The organism is Ferdinandcohnia sp. SAFN-114 (genome assembly GCF_059415045.1).
The window spans coordinates 3,463-18,481 of record NZ_JBPFDQ010000101.1 but is presented as its reverse complement, the minus strand read 5'-3'; the positions used below and the strand labels follow the sequence as shown (position 1 = coordinate 18,481).

General features: G+C 37.2%; 16 protein-coding genes, 1 pseudogene and 1 riboswitch. Of the genes and pseudogenes, 11 read left to right on the top strand and 6 right to left on the bottom strand.

The genetic code is table 11. The features are described 5' to 3' along the window. Positions 1-80: 80 nt before the first annotated feature. A pseudogene (locus ACR65M_RS23110) lies at positions 81-2,174 on the top strand (glutamate synthase-related protein); the annotation flags it as partial. 85 nt (positions 2,175-2,259) lie between these two features. Beyond that, positions 2,260-3,594 (top strand): type I glutamate--ammonia ligase, encoded by a 1,335-nt coding sequence (gene glnA, locus ACR65M_RS23105; RefSeq protein ID WP_341333541.1) that lies wholly within the window; start codon positions 2,260-2,262, stop codon positions 3,592-3,594. A gap of 344 nt (positions 3,595-3,938) precedes the next feature. On the opposite strand, the gene ACR65M_RS23100 is transcribed toward glnA, so the two are convergent. Both ACR65M_RS23100 and ACR65M_RS23095 read right to left on the bottom strand, forming a co-directional pair. Then, complete coding sequence (locus ACR65M_RS23100) at positions 3,939-4,511, bottom strand: DUF502 domain-containing protein (protein WP_440274522.1); 573 nt, start codon at positions 4,509-4,511, stop codon at positions 3,939-3,941. Positions 4,512-4,689: 178 nt separating this feature from the next. Then, entirely contained in the window at positions 4,690-5,892 is a 1,203-nt protein-coding gene (locus ACR65M_RS23095; protein ID WP_440274521.1) for an MFS transporter, read from the bottom strand. 233 nt (positions 5,893-6,125) lie between these two features. Here ACR65M_RS23095 and ACR65M_RS23090 point away from each other — a divergent pair, with 233 nt between their 5' ends. Further along, entirely contained in the window at positions 6,126-6,392 is a 267-nt protein-coding gene (locus tag ACR65M_RS23090; protein ID WP_440274520.1) for a phospholipase A2 family protein, read from the top strand. A 60-nt stretch (positions 6,393-6,452) separates the two neighbouring features. Here the strand turns inward: ACR65M_RS23090 and hmpA are convergent, their stop codons facing one another. Beyond that, positions 6,453-7,673 carry an NO-inducible flavohemoprotein gene (hmpA, locus tag ACR65M_RS23085; protein WP_440274519.1) on the bottom strand — a complete coding sequence of 407 codons (1,221 nt, stop codon included), beginning with the start codon at positions 7,671-7,673 and terminating at the stop codon, positions 6,453-6,455. A 174-nt stretch (positions 7,674-7,847) separates the two neighbouring features. Here hmpA and ACR65M_RS23080 point away from each other — a divergent pair, with 174 nt between their 5' ends. Together ACR65M_RS23080 and ACR65M_RS23075 are read left to right on the top strand one after the other, a co-directional pair. Further along, positions 7,848-8,303 carry an RrF2 family transcriptional regulator gene (locus ACR65M_RS23080; RefSeq protein ID WP_341331710.1) on the top strand — a complete coding sequence of 152 codons (456 nt, stop codon included), beginning with the start codon at positions 7,848-7,850 and terminating at the stop codon, positions 8,301-8,303. Between the two features lie 133 nt (positions 8,304-8,436). Further along, complete coding sequence (locus ACR65M_RS23075; protein ID WP_341331711.1) at positions 8,437-8,883, top strand: RlpA-like double-psi beta-barrel domain-containing protein; 447 nt, start codon at positions 8,437-8,439, stop codon at positions 8,881-8,883. 44 nt (positions 8,884-8,927) lie between these two features. On the opposite strand, the gene ACR65M_RS23070 is transcribed toward ACR65M_RS23075, so the two are convergent. Both ACR65M_RS23070 and ACR65M_RS23065 read right to left on the bottom strand, forming a co-directional pair. After that, positions 8,928-9,071, bottom strand: coding sequence for a hypothetical protein (locus tag ACR65M_RS23070; protein ID WP_258722788.1), 144 nt, complete (start codon positions 9,069-9,071; stop codon positions 8,928-8,930). 128 nt (positions 9,072-9,199) lie between these two features. Then, positions 9,200-10,252, bottom strand: coding sequence for an alpha/beta fold hydrolase (locus ACR65M_RS23065; RefSeq protein WP_440274518.1), 1,053 nt, complete (start codon positions 10,250-10,252; stop codon positions 9,200-9,202). Positions 10,253-10,412: 160 nt separating this feature from the next. On the opposite strand from ACR65M_RS23065, the gene ACR65M_RS23060 reads away from it, so the two are divergent. The 4 genes from ACR65M_RS23060 to ACR65M_RS23045 all read left to right on the top strand — a co-directional run bounded on the left by ACR65M_RS23060 (position 10,413) and on the right by ACR65M_RS23045 (position 12,436). Continuing rightward, complete coding sequence (locus ACR65M_RS23060; RefSeq protein ID WP_341331713.1) at positions 10,413-10,757, top strand: MerR family transcriptional regulator; 345 nt, start codon at positions 10,413-10,415, stop codon at positions 10,755-10,757. Continuing rightward, entirely contained in the window at positions 10,754-11,206 is a 453-nt protein-coding gene (locus ACR65M_RS23055; protein WP_440274517.1) for an SRPBCC family protein, read from the top strand. Before ACR65M_RS23060 ends, ACR65M_RS23055 begins: the two co-directional genes overlap by 4 nt. Before the next feature lie 310 nt (positions 11,207-11,516). Then, complete coding sequence (locus ACR65M_RS23050) at positions 11,517-11,648, top strand: hypothetical protein (RefSeq protein ID WP_257215736.1); 132 nt, start codon at positions 11,517-11,519, stop codon at positions 11,646-11,648. A 125-nt stretch (positions 11,649-11,773) separates the two neighbouring features. Next, positions 11,774-12,436 (top strand): DNA alkylation repair protein, encoded by a 663-nt coding sequence (locus tag ACR65M_RS23045; RefSeq protein ID WP_440274516.1) that lies wholly within the window; start codon positions 11,774-11,776, stop codon positions 12,434-12,436. A 20-nt stretch (positions 12,437-12,456) separates the two neighbouring features. Here ACR65M_RS23045 and ACR65M_RS23040 read toward each other — a convergent pair whose 3' ends face one another. Then, positions 12,457-12,855, bottom strand: a complete 399-nt coding sequence (locus ACR65M_RS23040) for a hypothetical protein (RefSeq protein WP_440274515.1) — start codon at positions 12,853-12,855, stop codon at positions 12,457-12,459. Between the two features lie 135 nt (positions 12,856-12,990). After that, a riboswitch (TPP riboswitch) is annotated at positions 12,991-13,097 on the top strand. A gap of 91 nt (positions 13,098-13,188) precedes the next feature. On the opposite strand from ACR65M_RS23040, the gene ACR65M_RS23035 reads away from it, so the two are divergent. Both ACR65M_RS23035 and thiW read left to right on the top strand, forming a co-directional pair. Continuing rightward, the gene (locus tag ACR65M_RS23035; RefSeq protein ID WP_121448610.1) at positions 13,189-13,950 is read left to right on the top strand and encodes a 3-oxoacyl-ACP reductase; all 762 of its coding nucleotides are present in this window, start codon (positions 13,189-13,191) and stop codon (positions 13,948-13,950) included. A 21-nt stretch (positions 13,951-13,971) separates the two neighbouring features. Next, positions 13,972-14,475: an energy coupling factor transporter S component ThiW gene (gene thiW / locus ACR65M_RS23030; protein ID WP_440274514.1), complete on the top strand. Its 504-nt coding sequence runs from the start codon at positions 13,972-13,974 to the stop codon at positions 14,473-14,475. Positions 14,476-15,019: the final 544 nt, after the last annotated feature.

The window sequence follows — 15,019 nt, the reverse complement described above, 5'->3', positions numbered from 1 at the left end:
TTTAAACTTTTTTATGAAGGCTACCAAGCGAAAGCGCGGTAGAAAAATCTGTGTCTATTTTCTTGACATAGTATCAGAAAGATGGAGAGCTCCATGCTTTCAACCCAGCAACCACACATGCATTAAAAACAGCTTGCCGGAAAAATGATTATGAGCTTTATAAAAAATATGTAGAAAAAGCAAACCAAGAGCAACTTATTTTCATTCGTGACTTGTTTAAGTTTAAAGAAACAACACCAATTCCAATTGATGAAGTAGAGCCTGTGGAATCAATTGTTCGCCGATTTAAAACCGGTGCGATGTCTTATGGTTCATTAAGTCAGGAAGCACACGAAACATTAGCAATTGCAATGAATCGACTTGGAGGTAAAAGTAATAGTGGTGAAGGCGGCGAACATCATGACCGTTTTACCCCTGATTCCAACGGTGATTCCAGACGTAGTGCAATCAAACAAGTAGCTTCAGGAAGATTTGGAGTTTCCAGTCATTATTTAGTAAATGCAGATGAAATTCAGATTAAAATGGCACAAGGTGCAAAACCGGGTGAAGGCGGACAACTACCAGGGAATAAGGTATACCCTTGGATTGCAGAAGTACGTGGTTCAACTCCGGGAGTTGGACTAATCTCACCACCACCACACCACGACATTTACTCAATTGAGGATCTTGCACAACTGATTCACGATTTAAAAAATGCAAATCCATCAGTAAGAATTAGTGTGAAACTTGTTTCGAAAGCAGGGGTAGGGACGATTGCAGCCGGTGTTGCAAAAGGTTTAGCAGATGTCATTTTAATCAGTGGTGCAGATGGAGGAACCGGTGCAGCTCCTCGATCAAGTATTAAACATGCAGGAATGCCTTGGGAGATTGGACTTGCGGAAACTCACCAAACACTTGTTTTAAATGGACTTCGTGATCGAGTGATACTTGAAGCCGATGGAAAAATGATGACAGGACGCGACATCGTAATGGCTACTTTATTAGGGGCAGAAGAATACGGATTTGCAACGTCTGCTTTGGTTGTCCTTGGTTGCGTACTTGTTCGACAGTGTCACTTAGACACCTGTCCAGTCGGAATAGCAACACATGATCCAGAGCTTAGGAAGAAATTCCTTGGTAAACCGGAACATGTTGAAGCGTTCATGAGATTTATCGCTCAAGATGTACGTGAGATTATGGCTCAATTAGGTTTTAGAACCATTAACGAGATGGTGGGTCGTACTGACTTACTTGTACCAAGTGATCATGCAACTTCACATTGGAAAGCGAAATATCTTGATTTATCTAAAGTACTGTTTCAACCATTTTCAGGTAATGGACCGCAATACAACAAGAAGAAACAGGACCATGGACTTGAACATTCTCTTGATTATAAGGAATTACTAAAAGTATGTAAACCTGCACTTGACATGCAGCAACAAGTGGAAGCGCAATTTCCAATCCAAAATACAAACCGAGCAGTTGGAACGATAGTTGGCAGTGAAATCTCCAAGCAGTATGGGCGAAAAGGTCTTCCTGAAGATACTATTCGACTCACGTTCACAGGATCTGCAGGTCAAAGCTTCGGTGCATTTATACCTAAAGGAATGACATTAACTCTTGAAGGTGATGCGAATGATTATGTTGGAAAGGGATTGTCTGGAGGAAAAATCGTAGTTACCCCATATGAAAACTCAATATTTATTCCTGAGGAAAATACGATAATTGGAAATACTGCCTTCTACGGAGCCACTTCAGGTGAAGCCTACATTCGCGGTCTAGCAGGGGAACGTTTCGCTGTTAGAAATAGTGGCATGAGAGCTGTTGTAGAAGGAATTGGCGATCATGGACTCGAGTATATGACTGGTGGAGTGGTTGCAGTTCTTGGCTCGATTGGGAAAAACTTTGCAGCCGGAATGTCGGGTGGTATGGCTTATGTTTACGCAGACGATTTTGTTCATTTCCGAAAGCAGTGCAATGTTACACAAGTGGATTTAGATACTATTGGAGAAGAGGATGAGCACCAGATTCGACAACTACTTGAAAACCACTATACATTCACAGGAAGTACAAAAGCATCCATTATTCTGAACCATTGGGACGATCATCTAGAAAATTGGATAAAAATCATTCCCAAAGAATACAAAAAAGCATTACAACAACAAGAAAAGCCGAATGAAACATTAATAAAATAACACTTTTCCAATGGCTAAAGTGATTATTATACTATTCTATCTTTCTATCAAAACAGATTTCAAAGGAGGAATTGGAATGTCACCCATACATTCATATTCAAGAGAACAAATTATTCAAATCGTGAAAGAGGAAAATGTTCGGTTTATTCGATTACAATTTACTGATTTATTTGGTCAAATTAAGAATGTTGAAATACCTGTTAGTCAGCTTGAAAAAGCATTGGATAATAAAATGATGTTTGATGGTTCTTCTATCGAAGGCTTTGTTCGAATCGAAGAGTCTGATATGTATTTATACCCAGACTTGAATACATTTGTTATATTCCCATGGACAGCAGAAAAAGGAAAAGTAGCCCGCTTCATTTGTGACATTTACCATCCAGATGGAACTCCATTTGAAGGGGATCCTCGTAGTAACTTAAAAAGAATGTTACATGAAATGAGGGAACTGGGCTTCACAGAGTTCAATGTGGGTCCTGAACCTGAGTTTTTCTTATTTAAATTGGATGAACACGGCGATCCAACTCTCGAATTAAATGATCAAGGTGGCTATTTTGACTTAGCACCTACTGATTTAGGAGAAAATTGCCGCCGAGACATTGTCCTTGAACTAGAAGAAATGGGATTTGAAATTGAAGCATCACATCATGAAGTAGCACCTGGCCAACACGAAATTGATTTTAAATACCAGGATGCATTAAAAGCGTGTGATGACATCCAAACATTCAAACTAGTTGTTAAAACCATTGCTCGTAAGCACGGTCTACATGCAACTTTTATGGCAAAACCTTTGTTTGGGGTTAACGGTTCAGGAATGCATAGTAATCTATCATTATTCCGCAATGGAGAAAATGCCTTTTATGATAAAAAGGGGGAATTGGAACTAAGTGAAACAGCGAGACAATTTATTGCAGGAATTATGAAGCACGCAACAAGCTTTACAGCTGTTACGAATCCTACAGTAAATTCTTACAAGCGCTTAGTACCTGGTTATGAAGCACCGTGTTATGTTGCTTGGTCGGCAAGAAATCGCAGTCCGCTAATTCGTATTCCCGCATCCCGTGGTTTAAGTACTCGTGTTGAAGTTCGAAGTGTTGATCCATCCGCAAATCCCTATATGGCAATGGCTGTACTTCTTGCTGCAGGGTTAGATGGGATTAAGAATAAGTTAACTCCACCAGCACCTGTTGATTCAAATATTTATGTAATGTCAAAAGGGGAGAGGGTTGAAAATGGGATTGTAGATTTACCAGCAACCTTATCAGAAGCACTGGAACATCTAAAACAAGATGAAGTTATAAAAAATGCATTAGGTATCCACTTACTTGAGCATTTTATTGAAGCAAAAGAAATAGAATGGGATCAATTTAGAGTATCTGTTCATCCTTGGGAAAGGGAACAATACATGAAGAATTATTAAAATAGGCTCTTTTCTAACAGATTGTTGTTTTTAAATGTAAGGTGATTTCCGCTCCTGGTACTCGCTTTCCGCGGGCGATCCGCGAGCCTCCTCGCTTCACTGCGGGGTCTCGCCTGGCTCGCTATTCCCGCAGGACGTTGAATTGCTTCCTTGAAACTACACCGCACGAAGAAAATGCCAGCATTTTCGAGGATCTCGTACCATCCACTGAAATCACTGAATGGACAATAATATATCCCTTGCATAATCGGACCAAAAAGCAACAAAGTTTACGATAACAGCCTTAAAATAAAAGGAACGCACTCATGTGCGTTCCTTTTGCATTATTCAATAGAGGGGCTACATTATTTAGAAGTCATCCCACCTGATACTACAAATTTCATTGCATCCTCGGGCTTGACGTCAATAATTTCGATCTCATCTTTCGGTATTAGGAAGGTGAAGCCCGCGATTTGGAATGTTTGTTGTATATATACAGCTACATAATCCTTTAATGGATCATAAAAGCTTTCTACATCTTCAGTTGTAATAAAACCAATTGCTTTTACATCCGTACCCGGTATCGTTACAAGTGCGACTATTGAAAATGATTTCTTTTCTCCAAGAAAGGAGTTAAATGTGTCCTTTATAACAGTGTAAAGAGTTTTGATTAACGGAATCCTTTCTAACAGTCTGTCAACCAATCGAAAGATAGCCCCGGCAAATACTCTTGTTGATAACCACCCCAAGATTGTGATGACTACAAACGTGAGTAAAAGGCCAATTCCTGGAATATAATCTTCTCGAAAATAGGGTTTCAGGAAGTTCCCCAAAATCCCATCTAAAAACAAAAATACTTTAAAGACAACATACACAACTAAAATAATCGGAACAATTGTCAAAATACCATTAATAAAGTTTCGTAAAATACTTTTCATATCATTTTCTCCTCGTATCCCTTTTCGACTAAATCACCACTGCTTAAAGATTTTACACTATGGCCAAATAAGAATACAAATGAAAATGGTTCTATTTTTATAAGGTAGAATAATAAAAAAGGGCAAAAGCTCGAAAAGTTAGCTTGCCCTTTTTTCCAATTCATTTAGTCGATTCGGTTCAGAGATTCATAAACGCCGCAATGAGAACAATAAAGATTGAAAGATATAAAGATAAGTCGTAATTCCCATAATGACTAAATAAAAGGCCAGGAATATAAGCACCAAGTGCGGACCCAATTTGATGACTAAGAGACAAACATCCAACAATAAAACCAATTGAATACTCTTTAAAATATTGGGTTACCAATAATGAAGTTGGTGCAACTGTAGCAAAATCAACGAATCCAAAAACGGCGGCAAATATTAATAGCAACACAGTATTATGTGAGTAGACTAGAATACCAATTGATAGTGCGCGTGTAAAATATATGAACACTAATAATTTACGGCTACTCCAGTAATCAATGATAACACCTGAAAGAAGGATTCCAACGATATTACAAGCTGCTAAAATACTTACAGCTGTACCCGTCACAGTTGGTGAAAAGCCATGGTGATGGGATAAAGGTATTAAATGTGTATCCATTAATCCTGTTGTCGTAAACCCACAAACAGCAAATGGAAGCATTATAAACCAAAATTGACGCATTTTAAAAAGCATGCTGAGCGAAACAGGTTTCTTGGAGAAATCTGACTTTGTTTCCTCTTCCTCGATAATTTTTCCACCTAAAGGCTCCATTGCTTTTTCATTCGGGTGATTACGTAAAAAGAGTAGAACAATAGGGAAGACGATTATGACTAATAATGCCCCTAGTATAAAAATGGTTGTTCTCCAATCAAACCATTGAATTAACATTAATGATCCAGGAACAAGGAGCATTTGTCCAAAACCAAAACCTGCTTCCATGATTCCTAGCGCAAGCCCTCGCTTTTTATTAAACCAATTCGTAATAAGAACCGTCCCTGCTACATTTGATGCACCACCGACTCCAATTGATACAAGGGAGTAGAGGACAAATAATTGCCATGGCTGTGTAACGAAAGTGATAAAAAAGAAACTAACCCCTACAAGTAGGGTACTAATCGATAATATAAGTCGTGCACCATACCTGTCTATCAACCTACCAATAAAAGGCTGTGATAATCCATAAATGACAAAACTTAGTGTGGAAATAAGTGAAGTAGTTGCCCGATCCATATGTAAATCATTTTCCCAGGGTTCTACGAATGCCCCGAACGCAAGCCTTCCACCTTGAACCGCTAAGAATGCGAGGAATGTAACAAAGACAATCATCCACGCATAATGAAATTTACTCTTCATTTTGATCTCCTTCGTTTAATGATTGTATTAGGTCGTACAAATAAAAAAAGGCAAATGAATATTCCATTGGCCTATCGCTTTGGTCAATATATTAGAATAATAGTACCAAACTTTTATCAGATATTTCAATTATTTTTTAATAGTCTTATAGATAATCATGTCAATGGCCCTTCCTTTCATGAAATCACAACATATTTTATTAGTATATTTCATTACAAAAAGGAGGGAGTGTCATGAGTAGGAGAAGAAGATTTGGTTTATGTATGCCTGGCTATAGATGGTGTGGTCCAGGCTGTGGTGGGTCCGGTCCGCCTACAAATCGTGTTGATTCATGTTGTATGAGGCATGACCTTTGTTATCAAAGATATGGCCCGTCACGAGAATGTGACATATCTTTTATGGAGTGTTTACGTCAACAGCGAAATCGATATACAAAAGAGGGCAGGGATGCCGCATTTTTTTATAATGTTATGAGACTTCGTAATATGTTCAGAATATAAAAAGAGTGCCAATCGATTCTTACATAGAGTAGACGATTGGCACTTTTTTATTTTTGGTTTTTACGCTGTAACTGCTTCAGTTGGTTCTTCTAATTCACTTGCTGGTCCGAAGAATTCGAAGTGAATGTTTTCAGATGCAACTCCCCATTCTTTAAGTGAACGATACATCATTTTCATGAATGGGACAGGACCGCAAAAATAGAAGTCTGCTTCCTTCGTCTCTACAGTTGCTTTTAACCACTCAAGATCAATAAAGCCTTCCTTATCAAAATTCATGTCCTGACGGTCTTGTTCAGTAGGCGCAGAGTAAGCAACAAAATTCTTTACATGATCATGTTTTGCTGCAACGCTTGCAACCTCATCCTTTAATGCATGAACCTCACTGTTAAGAGCTCCATGGATGAACATGACTTCACGTTCAGGTTGTTGTTCTACGATCGTATTTAACATGCTCACCATTGGCGTTAATCCAACTCCACCACTAATTAAGATAGCAGGAGTTTCTTTTAATTCAAGGACAAAGTCACCAGCTGGTGCACTTACAGTAATCACATCGCCCTCTTTAATTTCTTGATGTAAGTAAGTTGAAACAACACCATGCTCTTCACGTTTTACAGAGATACGATAATAATCTTTTCCAGGTGCATCAGAAAGACTATAATGGCGAAGATGAGTATATTCATCACCTTCAGGCTGTACTTTAACAGTTAAGTATTGACCAGCTTGGTAAGATGCAATTTCTTTTCCATCTTCAGGCTTTAAGTAGAAAGAGGTAATCACTTCGCTTTCTTTTACCTTACGATCTACTACAAAGTTTCTAAAACCTTCCCAGCCACCAGGTTGTTCCTTAGCTTCATTATACATTTCCTTTTCTACACCAATGAATGCGTCTGCAATTACACCATAAGCTTCAGCCCATGCTTTGATTATCTCATCCGTTGCTGCATCGCCTAATACTTCTTTAATTGCACCAAGAAGATTTTCACCAACGATTGGGTAATGCTCTGGTTGTATTCCTAATGCACGGTGTTTTTGACCAATTTGTTTTACAGCCGGAATAATCGCCGCTAAATTATCAATGTTTGCAGCTGCTGCGTATACTGCATTTGCTAATGCAGTTTGTTGACGGCCTTGTCTTTGATTTGCATGGTTGAAAATATTTAATAATTCAGGGTTATTAGTGAACATACGCTTGTAAAAATGAGAAGTAATATCTTTACCATATTTTTCTAGTACTGGAACTGTGCTTTTCACGATTTCAATTGTTTTTTGGCTAAGCATGATATAACGTCCTTTCCTAAACCAATATTTTGAATACATGTTTATAATATAATGACAGTGATAATAAAAGATACCCTTTGAATACATCTTTTGAAAAGTTGTCACATTTACAGTAGAAATAGGACTTTCATGCTATACTAATAGTGAACTCACCAATATAAGGGGTTTTTTATAATGAAACTAACAAATTATACCGATTATTCATTACGTGTATTAATGTATCTGGCAATGAAAAAAGACGAAGAATTGACCACAATACAGGAAATTGCAGAAGCTTATAATATATCAAAAAATCATTTAATGAAGATCATTCATCATCTAGGAAAACTGGAATATATCATAACCATTAGAGGACGTAATGGGGGCTTTAAGCTAGCAAAGCATCCAAAGGAGATTAATATCGGAGAAGTAGTTTCTAATACCGAAGAGGACTTTAACGTCGTTGAATGTTTTAAAGAAGGTGGAGGCTATTGCGCAATTTCACCATCTTGTAAACTAAAACGGGCTCTATACGAAGCATTACAGGCATTCATTAACGTGCTATATGGATATACATTAGATGACCTAGTTACCAATAAGAATGATTTGCTTGATTTATTTCGCCTACAAAACAACGAAGAAGGAAACTAAGCTGAACTTATTAAACACTTCGAACGGTATAACCTAAGTATTACTCTAATAGGAACCAATACTAGTCGTTTTACATACATTTAAGTAGACGAAGTAATTAGTAAAATACTGGTTTCGAAGGAGAAGAAGTGAGATGATAAGACAAACGTCTGGTTTTTACTGCCCTTATTGTCATGGATACTTAGAACCACGGAATATGTATGATGAGTATTATTACAACCAATACGTACCACAATACCCATCACCTTACTATGGCTGGGATTGGAACCGCAATCCTGATACTATCTTAGGTAAGGCCACTTGGACATGGGGAGGTACGCCAACAAAGTGTGAAATTGGCTGGTCCTATGATAACAACATGACTGCAGCCGTAGGGGAAAATAGCCCTTTTAAATGCGGCCAACGTTTACGAATCCGAAACGTTTCGTTTGTTCCGAATCAAGATATCATCGTAACAGTTGTTGATGAAGTGAAGAAATTCCCAGCAAACCGAATCAATCTTCACCGTAAAGCGTTTGAAGCACTAGGTGCAGCGCCAAGTGTTGGGGTACTAAATGTAGAAATTACACCCATTGATTAAATGACAAAAGGAGAACAATGTCTAAATTGTCCTCCTTTTTTATTTTATAATTCTCTATTCAATAGGGACAACTGTTCACGATCAATTTCTTCATCATGATCCTCAAGCAGATTTTCCGAATGCAAAGCATCATAAGCGGGGTTCGTGATATAAAGTACCTGATTCTTCAGATGTTCATCCTTCTTCATGTAATACCATCCTTTCCCAGTTAGTATGATACTAATATGGCTCTTTCTAGTTCATTTTACACATAAAATAAAACAAAAAAGCCATCTAGCAGGTAGATGGCGAGAACCTTTAATATAAATAAAGTCGTTTATACAGGAGTCGCTAAAAGTTCTTTAAGGTGTTTATCTATTTGTTCAAAATAAGCTGGACCATCTGCGCCGAATAATCCAAAATGACCGCAAATGCTGTTAATTACACGAAGTTCACTGTTAGGAATCAATTTTTGTTCTGCTTCACAATCACGCGGAGGGAAGAACATATCTTCATCAATTGGCATAACAAATGTTTTTGCTTTAATTCTTCCAAGCGCTTCTTCTAGATTACCATTTGTCATTCGGCTAACATCCCCGCGTTGCCATTTCCATGCCATTGTTAATAGCGCGTTTGGATCCATCGCTGCAAAAAGAGGCTGTAAAAAGTCGTTTACGAATTCTGCGACAGAATTGACACCAAATAGGCGCCATTTTTCCTGTTTGTAAAATTCCGTACTAAGTCCCATAACAGCCCATATTTTAGCATGCCTGTTTAATCCGTCAACCACTTCTGTACAAGACTGATAGTTTCCATGATTCCAGCCTGGATCTGAAGTAATCGCTTCGATTAATGTGTCAGTAAAGATGAAATCATGAGTCGTATTCTTGGCAGTACCCGCAATCGGAGCTGCACGTTTAACCATGTCGGGAAATCTAACTGCCCATTCGTATGTTTGTTGTGCTCCCATAGACCCGCCAACAACTAACGCAATTTCATTGATACCATACTTTTCAGTAAGGAATTGATGCTGAGCTCGTACATCATCACCAATTCTAACATCCGGGAAATTCGACATACTTATGGGAGCAGGACTGTTATGAGGTGAGCTTGAAAGACCATTTCCAATTTGGTTGATGATCACAATAAAGTATTTAGACGAATCCAATGCTCGTCCTTCGCCAATATATGGTTCATAGGCTTTATTTGTACCAGAAAACCAAGTAGGAATGACAATAGCATTATCTTTTGCTTCATTAAGCTCTCCGAAAGTAGCATAGGCAAGCTGACAATTTGGAATCACGCCACCTTCCTCTAGTTTGAAATCTCCTAAATTAAAAAGCTCATAGGGTCCGTGGAATTCTTGTGTATAAAATGAATTTTCAATCAATGTAGCAACCACCTTTCATTTAATGGAATCTATTAATACAATATATATAGGTAAAATACGTTATTAAGAACTGCTAGATGGACAAACTTTTAAATAAAATTGACTTTTATATTGACTAAGGGGTGCACCACACACTTTAAGATAAAAAGGGAGGGCGAGGATGTACAAAATAAAGGAATTTGCGGAACTGACCGGATTAAGCAAGGAAACTTTGCGTTACTATGCGGAAGTCAAACTTCTAGAACCAGCTTACATTGATCCAAAAAACAAATACCGCTACTATGATGATGGTAGCTTTTTTCTTGCAGTACTACTAGTAAAACTAAGAAAGCTTGGCTTTTCAATTCAAGAAATGGTATCAGTCATGGAGGATGAGTCTTTCGCAAACCTAGATAAATTACTCATTCAAAAGAGAACTAAAATTGAGCATCAAATTGCAGAACTACAACAACAAAAGGAAGAGATTGATGAATTTCTCGCATCTGGGAAGGAGGAAAACAAATGATTGAATGGAAAGAAGAAACGATCATTGAGGCGAATATTGAAAAGGTTTGGATGCTATTTTCGGACGAACATATAAAGAAAATAATGCCGAAAGTAGAAGAGCATACCTTGATTGAAAAAACAGAAGAAGAGGTTGGGGCAAAGCATCAACAAAAATATCGGGAGGGAAAACGTGTAGAAACCTATATTGTTGAAACGACACAATATGATAATACCGAAAACAAAAAGCTAAAGCAAACAAGCTTTGTACTCGGGAAAGCATTTGAAATTACTACGACTTTCACCCTACTAAAAATTGACGAGTCCCACACTAAATTCATATATGAAGGACAAAACATAGGAGTTAATTTTGTCGGACGGGCCATGCTAAAACTAAGCAGTAAAAATGCAAACAATGATGTTGTAAGGGAATTTATGGAGCGCGTAGGAAATGAAGCATTAAAAATATAGGCTCTTTTCTAAAAGATTGTTGCTTTTTGTTAATAAATTGCAAACCAATTTGATTGGAGCGTAAGGTGGCGACTCCTGCGGGAAAAGCGTGAGACTTGAGACCCCGCAGGAGCGGTAGCGACGAGGAGGCTCAAGCCACGCCCGCGGAAAGCGTCCACCTGAAGCGGAAGTCAACGATATAAAAACAACAAAGTTTGCGAAAACAGCCAAAATATAAAAGTAAAATTTTTTTTAAAAGAAAGCACATTTTCGTTACCTCATCATATACTACTTATTGTGTGAGAAAAATGTTAGAAGGGAAGTACGGAAAATGAGCAACGAGATTAAAACACCAGTTACAAATGATTACAAGGATAGTGAAGGGTATAAAGTAATTGAAGTCAACCTCAACAATCCAACAGAAAACCTATTTGCAGTCGTAACACCTATTAAAATGCAATAAGTAACGAATTTAAAATACTATCTTTTCGTACGTATACTTACATAGAAAAGATAGTATTTTTTATTTTGTAAGAATAGGAGCATCGAGTACAATGAGGATACCAAATCTTTTAAAGGAGCAATACAATGGAGGATTTAAACCATCTCGTTACATTATTCGAAGAACATAGTAATCCCGCTAATGCGTTACCGATGCAAAAATATATGAAAAACCATTTTCCGTTTCTCGGAATAAAAACACCTTTAAGGAGACAATTAACACGTAATTTTTATAATGAAACAGGATTATTAAAAAAGGATTTAAATCTTGAACTTGTTACACAGTTGTGGAAAAAGGATGAACGGGAATACCAATATGCTGCACAGGATTATTTAGTTAGATCTATAAAAAAAGTCAATAGTAGCCATTTAACTTTTATCGAGGAGCTCATTACTACAAAATCTTGGTGGGATACTGTCGATGTTCTTTCACCACATATAGTTGGAAATATAGCTAAAGTAACACCTAGTATTATAGAGGAAACAATTGAAGGCTGGGCATTTGGTGAGCATTTATGGCTTACACGTTCATCAATTCTTTTCCAGTTAAAATATAAGGAAGAAACAAATGAAAACATCCTGTACAAATACATAAAAGCCAATGCAACAAGTAAAGAATTTTTCATCCAAAAAGCAATTGGCTGGGCTTTGCGCGAATACTCAAAGACAAACCCAGATTCAGTCCGTCAATTTATAAATGAAACACCACTGCAAAAGCTAAGTGTTAGAGAAGGTAGTAAATATATTTAAGGCCAGGAATCTCCCGGCCTTTACTTAATTACTCCTAAAATGGTATATTTACCAGATTTAAACTGGTATGTGATTTCATATGTTTCACCTTTGCTAAATTGAGCGCAAAAATCCTCGACCTCTTTTTTATCTTCGCTATAAAACTGATACACGCTGTATGGATCACTTACATTACAACTGTATTTTCCATCACCATTTTTTTCGGCCGATACGGAAACTTCCTGAACGATTATGGAGGTTTCTTTCTCATAGGAGGGGCGAAGATTACCAGAACCCATGGTCACTATAATAATGAATAATCCTATTAAACTTATAATAAACGCCTTTTTCTTTTCCATTTTTACAAAAAACATAAAAATACCGCAACCAATCGCTCCAATTCCTACTGCAAATAGAGCGATCATTAAATAAAATAACATCCCAGCACCCCTTTCTATAAATTGAATATTCAGACTGTTATCCATATTATACCATATAATGAATCTTAGAATCTTGAATTCATCAAATACCTTTACATTTTTGCAAGTACATACTATCCTTATAGAAAGAATATTCGTAACTACTAGGGGTGCCCGATTGGGCTGAGAGAAAAGCGTGCGTTTTTTAACCCTTTGGACCTGATCCGGATTATACCGGCGGAGGAAAGTAGAGTGGAAAATGTCCATTTTTTCTTGATACCTTAAACCAGGTCCATTTATGTGGAACTGGTTTTTTTGCGTTTTTCTTATTTTCTATTTGAGGAGGCTACTAGAATGAAACTACAAAATCAGGTTATTCTCGTTACCGGTGGTGCACGAGGATTAGGAAAGGAAATCGTAAAAGCTTTTGCGAATGAAGGGGCAAAGGTAGTAATCAACTATTTTCAAAGTGAAGCAAAAGCTCGTTCTCTACAAGAAGAAATCGGTGAAAATGCGATCTCCATTCAAGCTGATGTGAGAAATCGTGAACAAGTACAGAATTTATTTGTTGAAGCGAAAAAATATTTTGATCAACCTATAACAACCGTTGTAAATAATGCCTTAATCAATTTTCGTTTTGACCCAGTCGCAAGAAAGAACGCCGAAACTATTTCTTGGGAGGATTTTCACGCACAGCTCGAGGGAGCAATAAAAGGAGCTTTACATACAACACAAGCAGCACTTCCAGACATGAAAGAGCTTGACTTTGGACGTATTGTAACAATTGGCACGAATCTCTTTCAAAATCCTGTTGTTGCTTACCATGATTACAACACTAGCAAAGCAGCTCTTTTAGGATTCACTCGGAACATGGCAAAAGACCTTGGTCCATATGGAATAAACGTAAACATGATTTCTGGGGGATTACTTCAAACAACGGATGCAAGTTCGGCAACGTCTGAAGAGGTTTTCCAATTGATAAAGGAATCTACGCCACTACAAAAAGTAACAACACCGGAAGATGTAGCAAACGCAGTTCTTTTCTTTGCATCACCTTGGAGTAAAGGGGTAACGGGTCAAAACCTTATTGTTGACGGCGGTTTGGTAATGAATTAAATCGGTAATGGGGGATTCATCTTGAGTAAAACACTAAAAATGACACTCACAGCAATGCTTGTCGCTATCGGAACAGTTACAAGTCATTTATTTGCAATTCCAATAGGTTTCACAAAAGTATTTCCTATGCAGCATTTTATTAATGTCTTGTCGGCGGTTATCTTAGGTCCAGCATACGCCGTGCTTCAAGCTTTTTCTGTATCTTTACTTCGAAACATGCTTGGGACTGGCTCTTTATTTGCCTTTCCAGGAAGTATGATAGGAGCTTTTTTAGCAGCAATCCTTTATACAAAAACTAAGAAGGCGTCAATGGCAATGACAGGTGAAATTATTGGAACAGGGATCTTAGGGGCAATTGCTTGTTATCCAATTGCCACGCTTATTCTTGGACAGGATGCAGCCATTTTTGGCTTCATACCATCGTTTATTTTCAGCTCCATTGTGGGATCTATTTTTGGATTTATCATTGTTGGAATCGTATTAAAAAACCCCGCGTTCAATAAATATCTAGAACGAAACTACTAAGAAACTTGAGGAGACTAAACTTGTATGTGTTGTAGTTCAGACTACGTAGAAAAAAACCATTACATGCATACGAATGAATTACAATAAATAACTAACAAAAAAGGTAGAATTGATTTCAATTTAGATTAAAAATGTAGTAGATTTCCATTTGTGTATTGTTTTTAAGCGAAAAAGTGATAAAAGCATGCGTAAAGTTGAAATGCGTATGCTTTTATATAATTTAGCAATATAAAGTCATACGTAAATTCCAAAATAAGGTAGAGTCGATTTCAATTAAGATTAAGACTGTAATAAATATCCATTTGTGTATCATTTTTTAAGCGAAAAAGCGATAAAAGCATACGTAAAATTGAAATGCGTATGCTTTTAGATTGTTTAGCAATATGAAGTCATGCGTAAATTCCAAAAAAAGGTAGAATTGATTTCAATTATGATTAAAAATGTAAGAAATATCCATTTGTGTATTATTTTTAAGCGAAAAAGCGATAAAAGCATACGTAAAATTGAAATGCGTATGCTTTTAGATTGTTTAGCAATATGAAGT

Excerpts from the sequence above, each read along its gene's own strand:
- ACR65M_RS23100 (WP_440274522.1), bottom strand. The coding sequence starts at position 4,511 with ATGAAAAGTATTTTACGAAACTTTATTAATGGTATTTTGACAATTGTT.
- ACR65M_RS23095 (WP_440274521.1), bottom strand. The coding sequence starts at position 5,892 with ATGAAGAGTAAATTTCATTATGCGTGGATGATTGTCTTTGTTACATTC.
- ACR65M_RS23090 (WP_440274520.1), top strand. The coding sequence starts at position 6,126 with ATGAGTAGGAGAAGAAGATTTGGTTTATGTATGCCTGGCTATAGATGG.
- hmpA (WP_440274519.1), bottom strand. The coding sequence starts at position 7,673 with ATGCTTAGCCAAAAAACAATTGAAATCGTGAAAAGCACAGTTCCAGTA.
- ACR65M_RS23080 (WP_341331710.1), top strand. The coding sequence starts at position 7,848 with ATGAAACTAACAAATTATACCGATTATTCATTACGTGTATTAATGTAT.
- ACR65M_RS23075 (WP_341331711.1), top strand. The coding sequence starts at position 8,437 with ATGATAAGACAAACGTCTGGTTTTTACTGCCCTTATTGTCATGGATAC.
- ACR65M_RS23070 (WP_258722788.1), bottom strand. The coding sequence starts at position 9,071 with ATGAAGAAGGATGAACATCTGAAGAATCAGGTACTTTATATCACGAAC.
- ACR65M_RS23060 (WP_341331713.1), top strand. The coding sequence starts at position 10,413 with ATGTACAAAATAAAGGAATTTGCGGAACTGACCGGATTAAGCAAGGAA.
- ACR65M_RS23055 (WP_440274517.1), top strand. The coding sequence starts at position 10,754 with ATGATTGAATGGAAAGAAGAAACGATCATTGAGGCGAATATTGAAAAG.
- ACR65M_RS23050 (WP_257215736.1), top strand. The coding sequence starts at position 11,517 with ATGAGCAACGAGATTAAAACACCAGTTACAAATGATTACAAGGATAGT.
- ACR65M_RS23045 (WP_440274516.1), top strand. The coding sequence starts at position 11,774 with ATGGAGGATTTAAACCATCTCGTTACATTATTCGAAGAACATAGTAAT.
- ACR65M_RS23040 (WP_440274515.1), bottom strand. The coding sequence starts at position 12,855 with ATGTTATTTTATTTAATGATCGCTCTATTTGCAGTAGGAATTGGAGCG.
- ACR65M_RS23035 (WP_121448610.1), top strand. The coding sequence starts at position 13,189 with ATGAAACTACAAAATCAGGTTATTCTCGTTACCGGTGGTGCACGAGGA.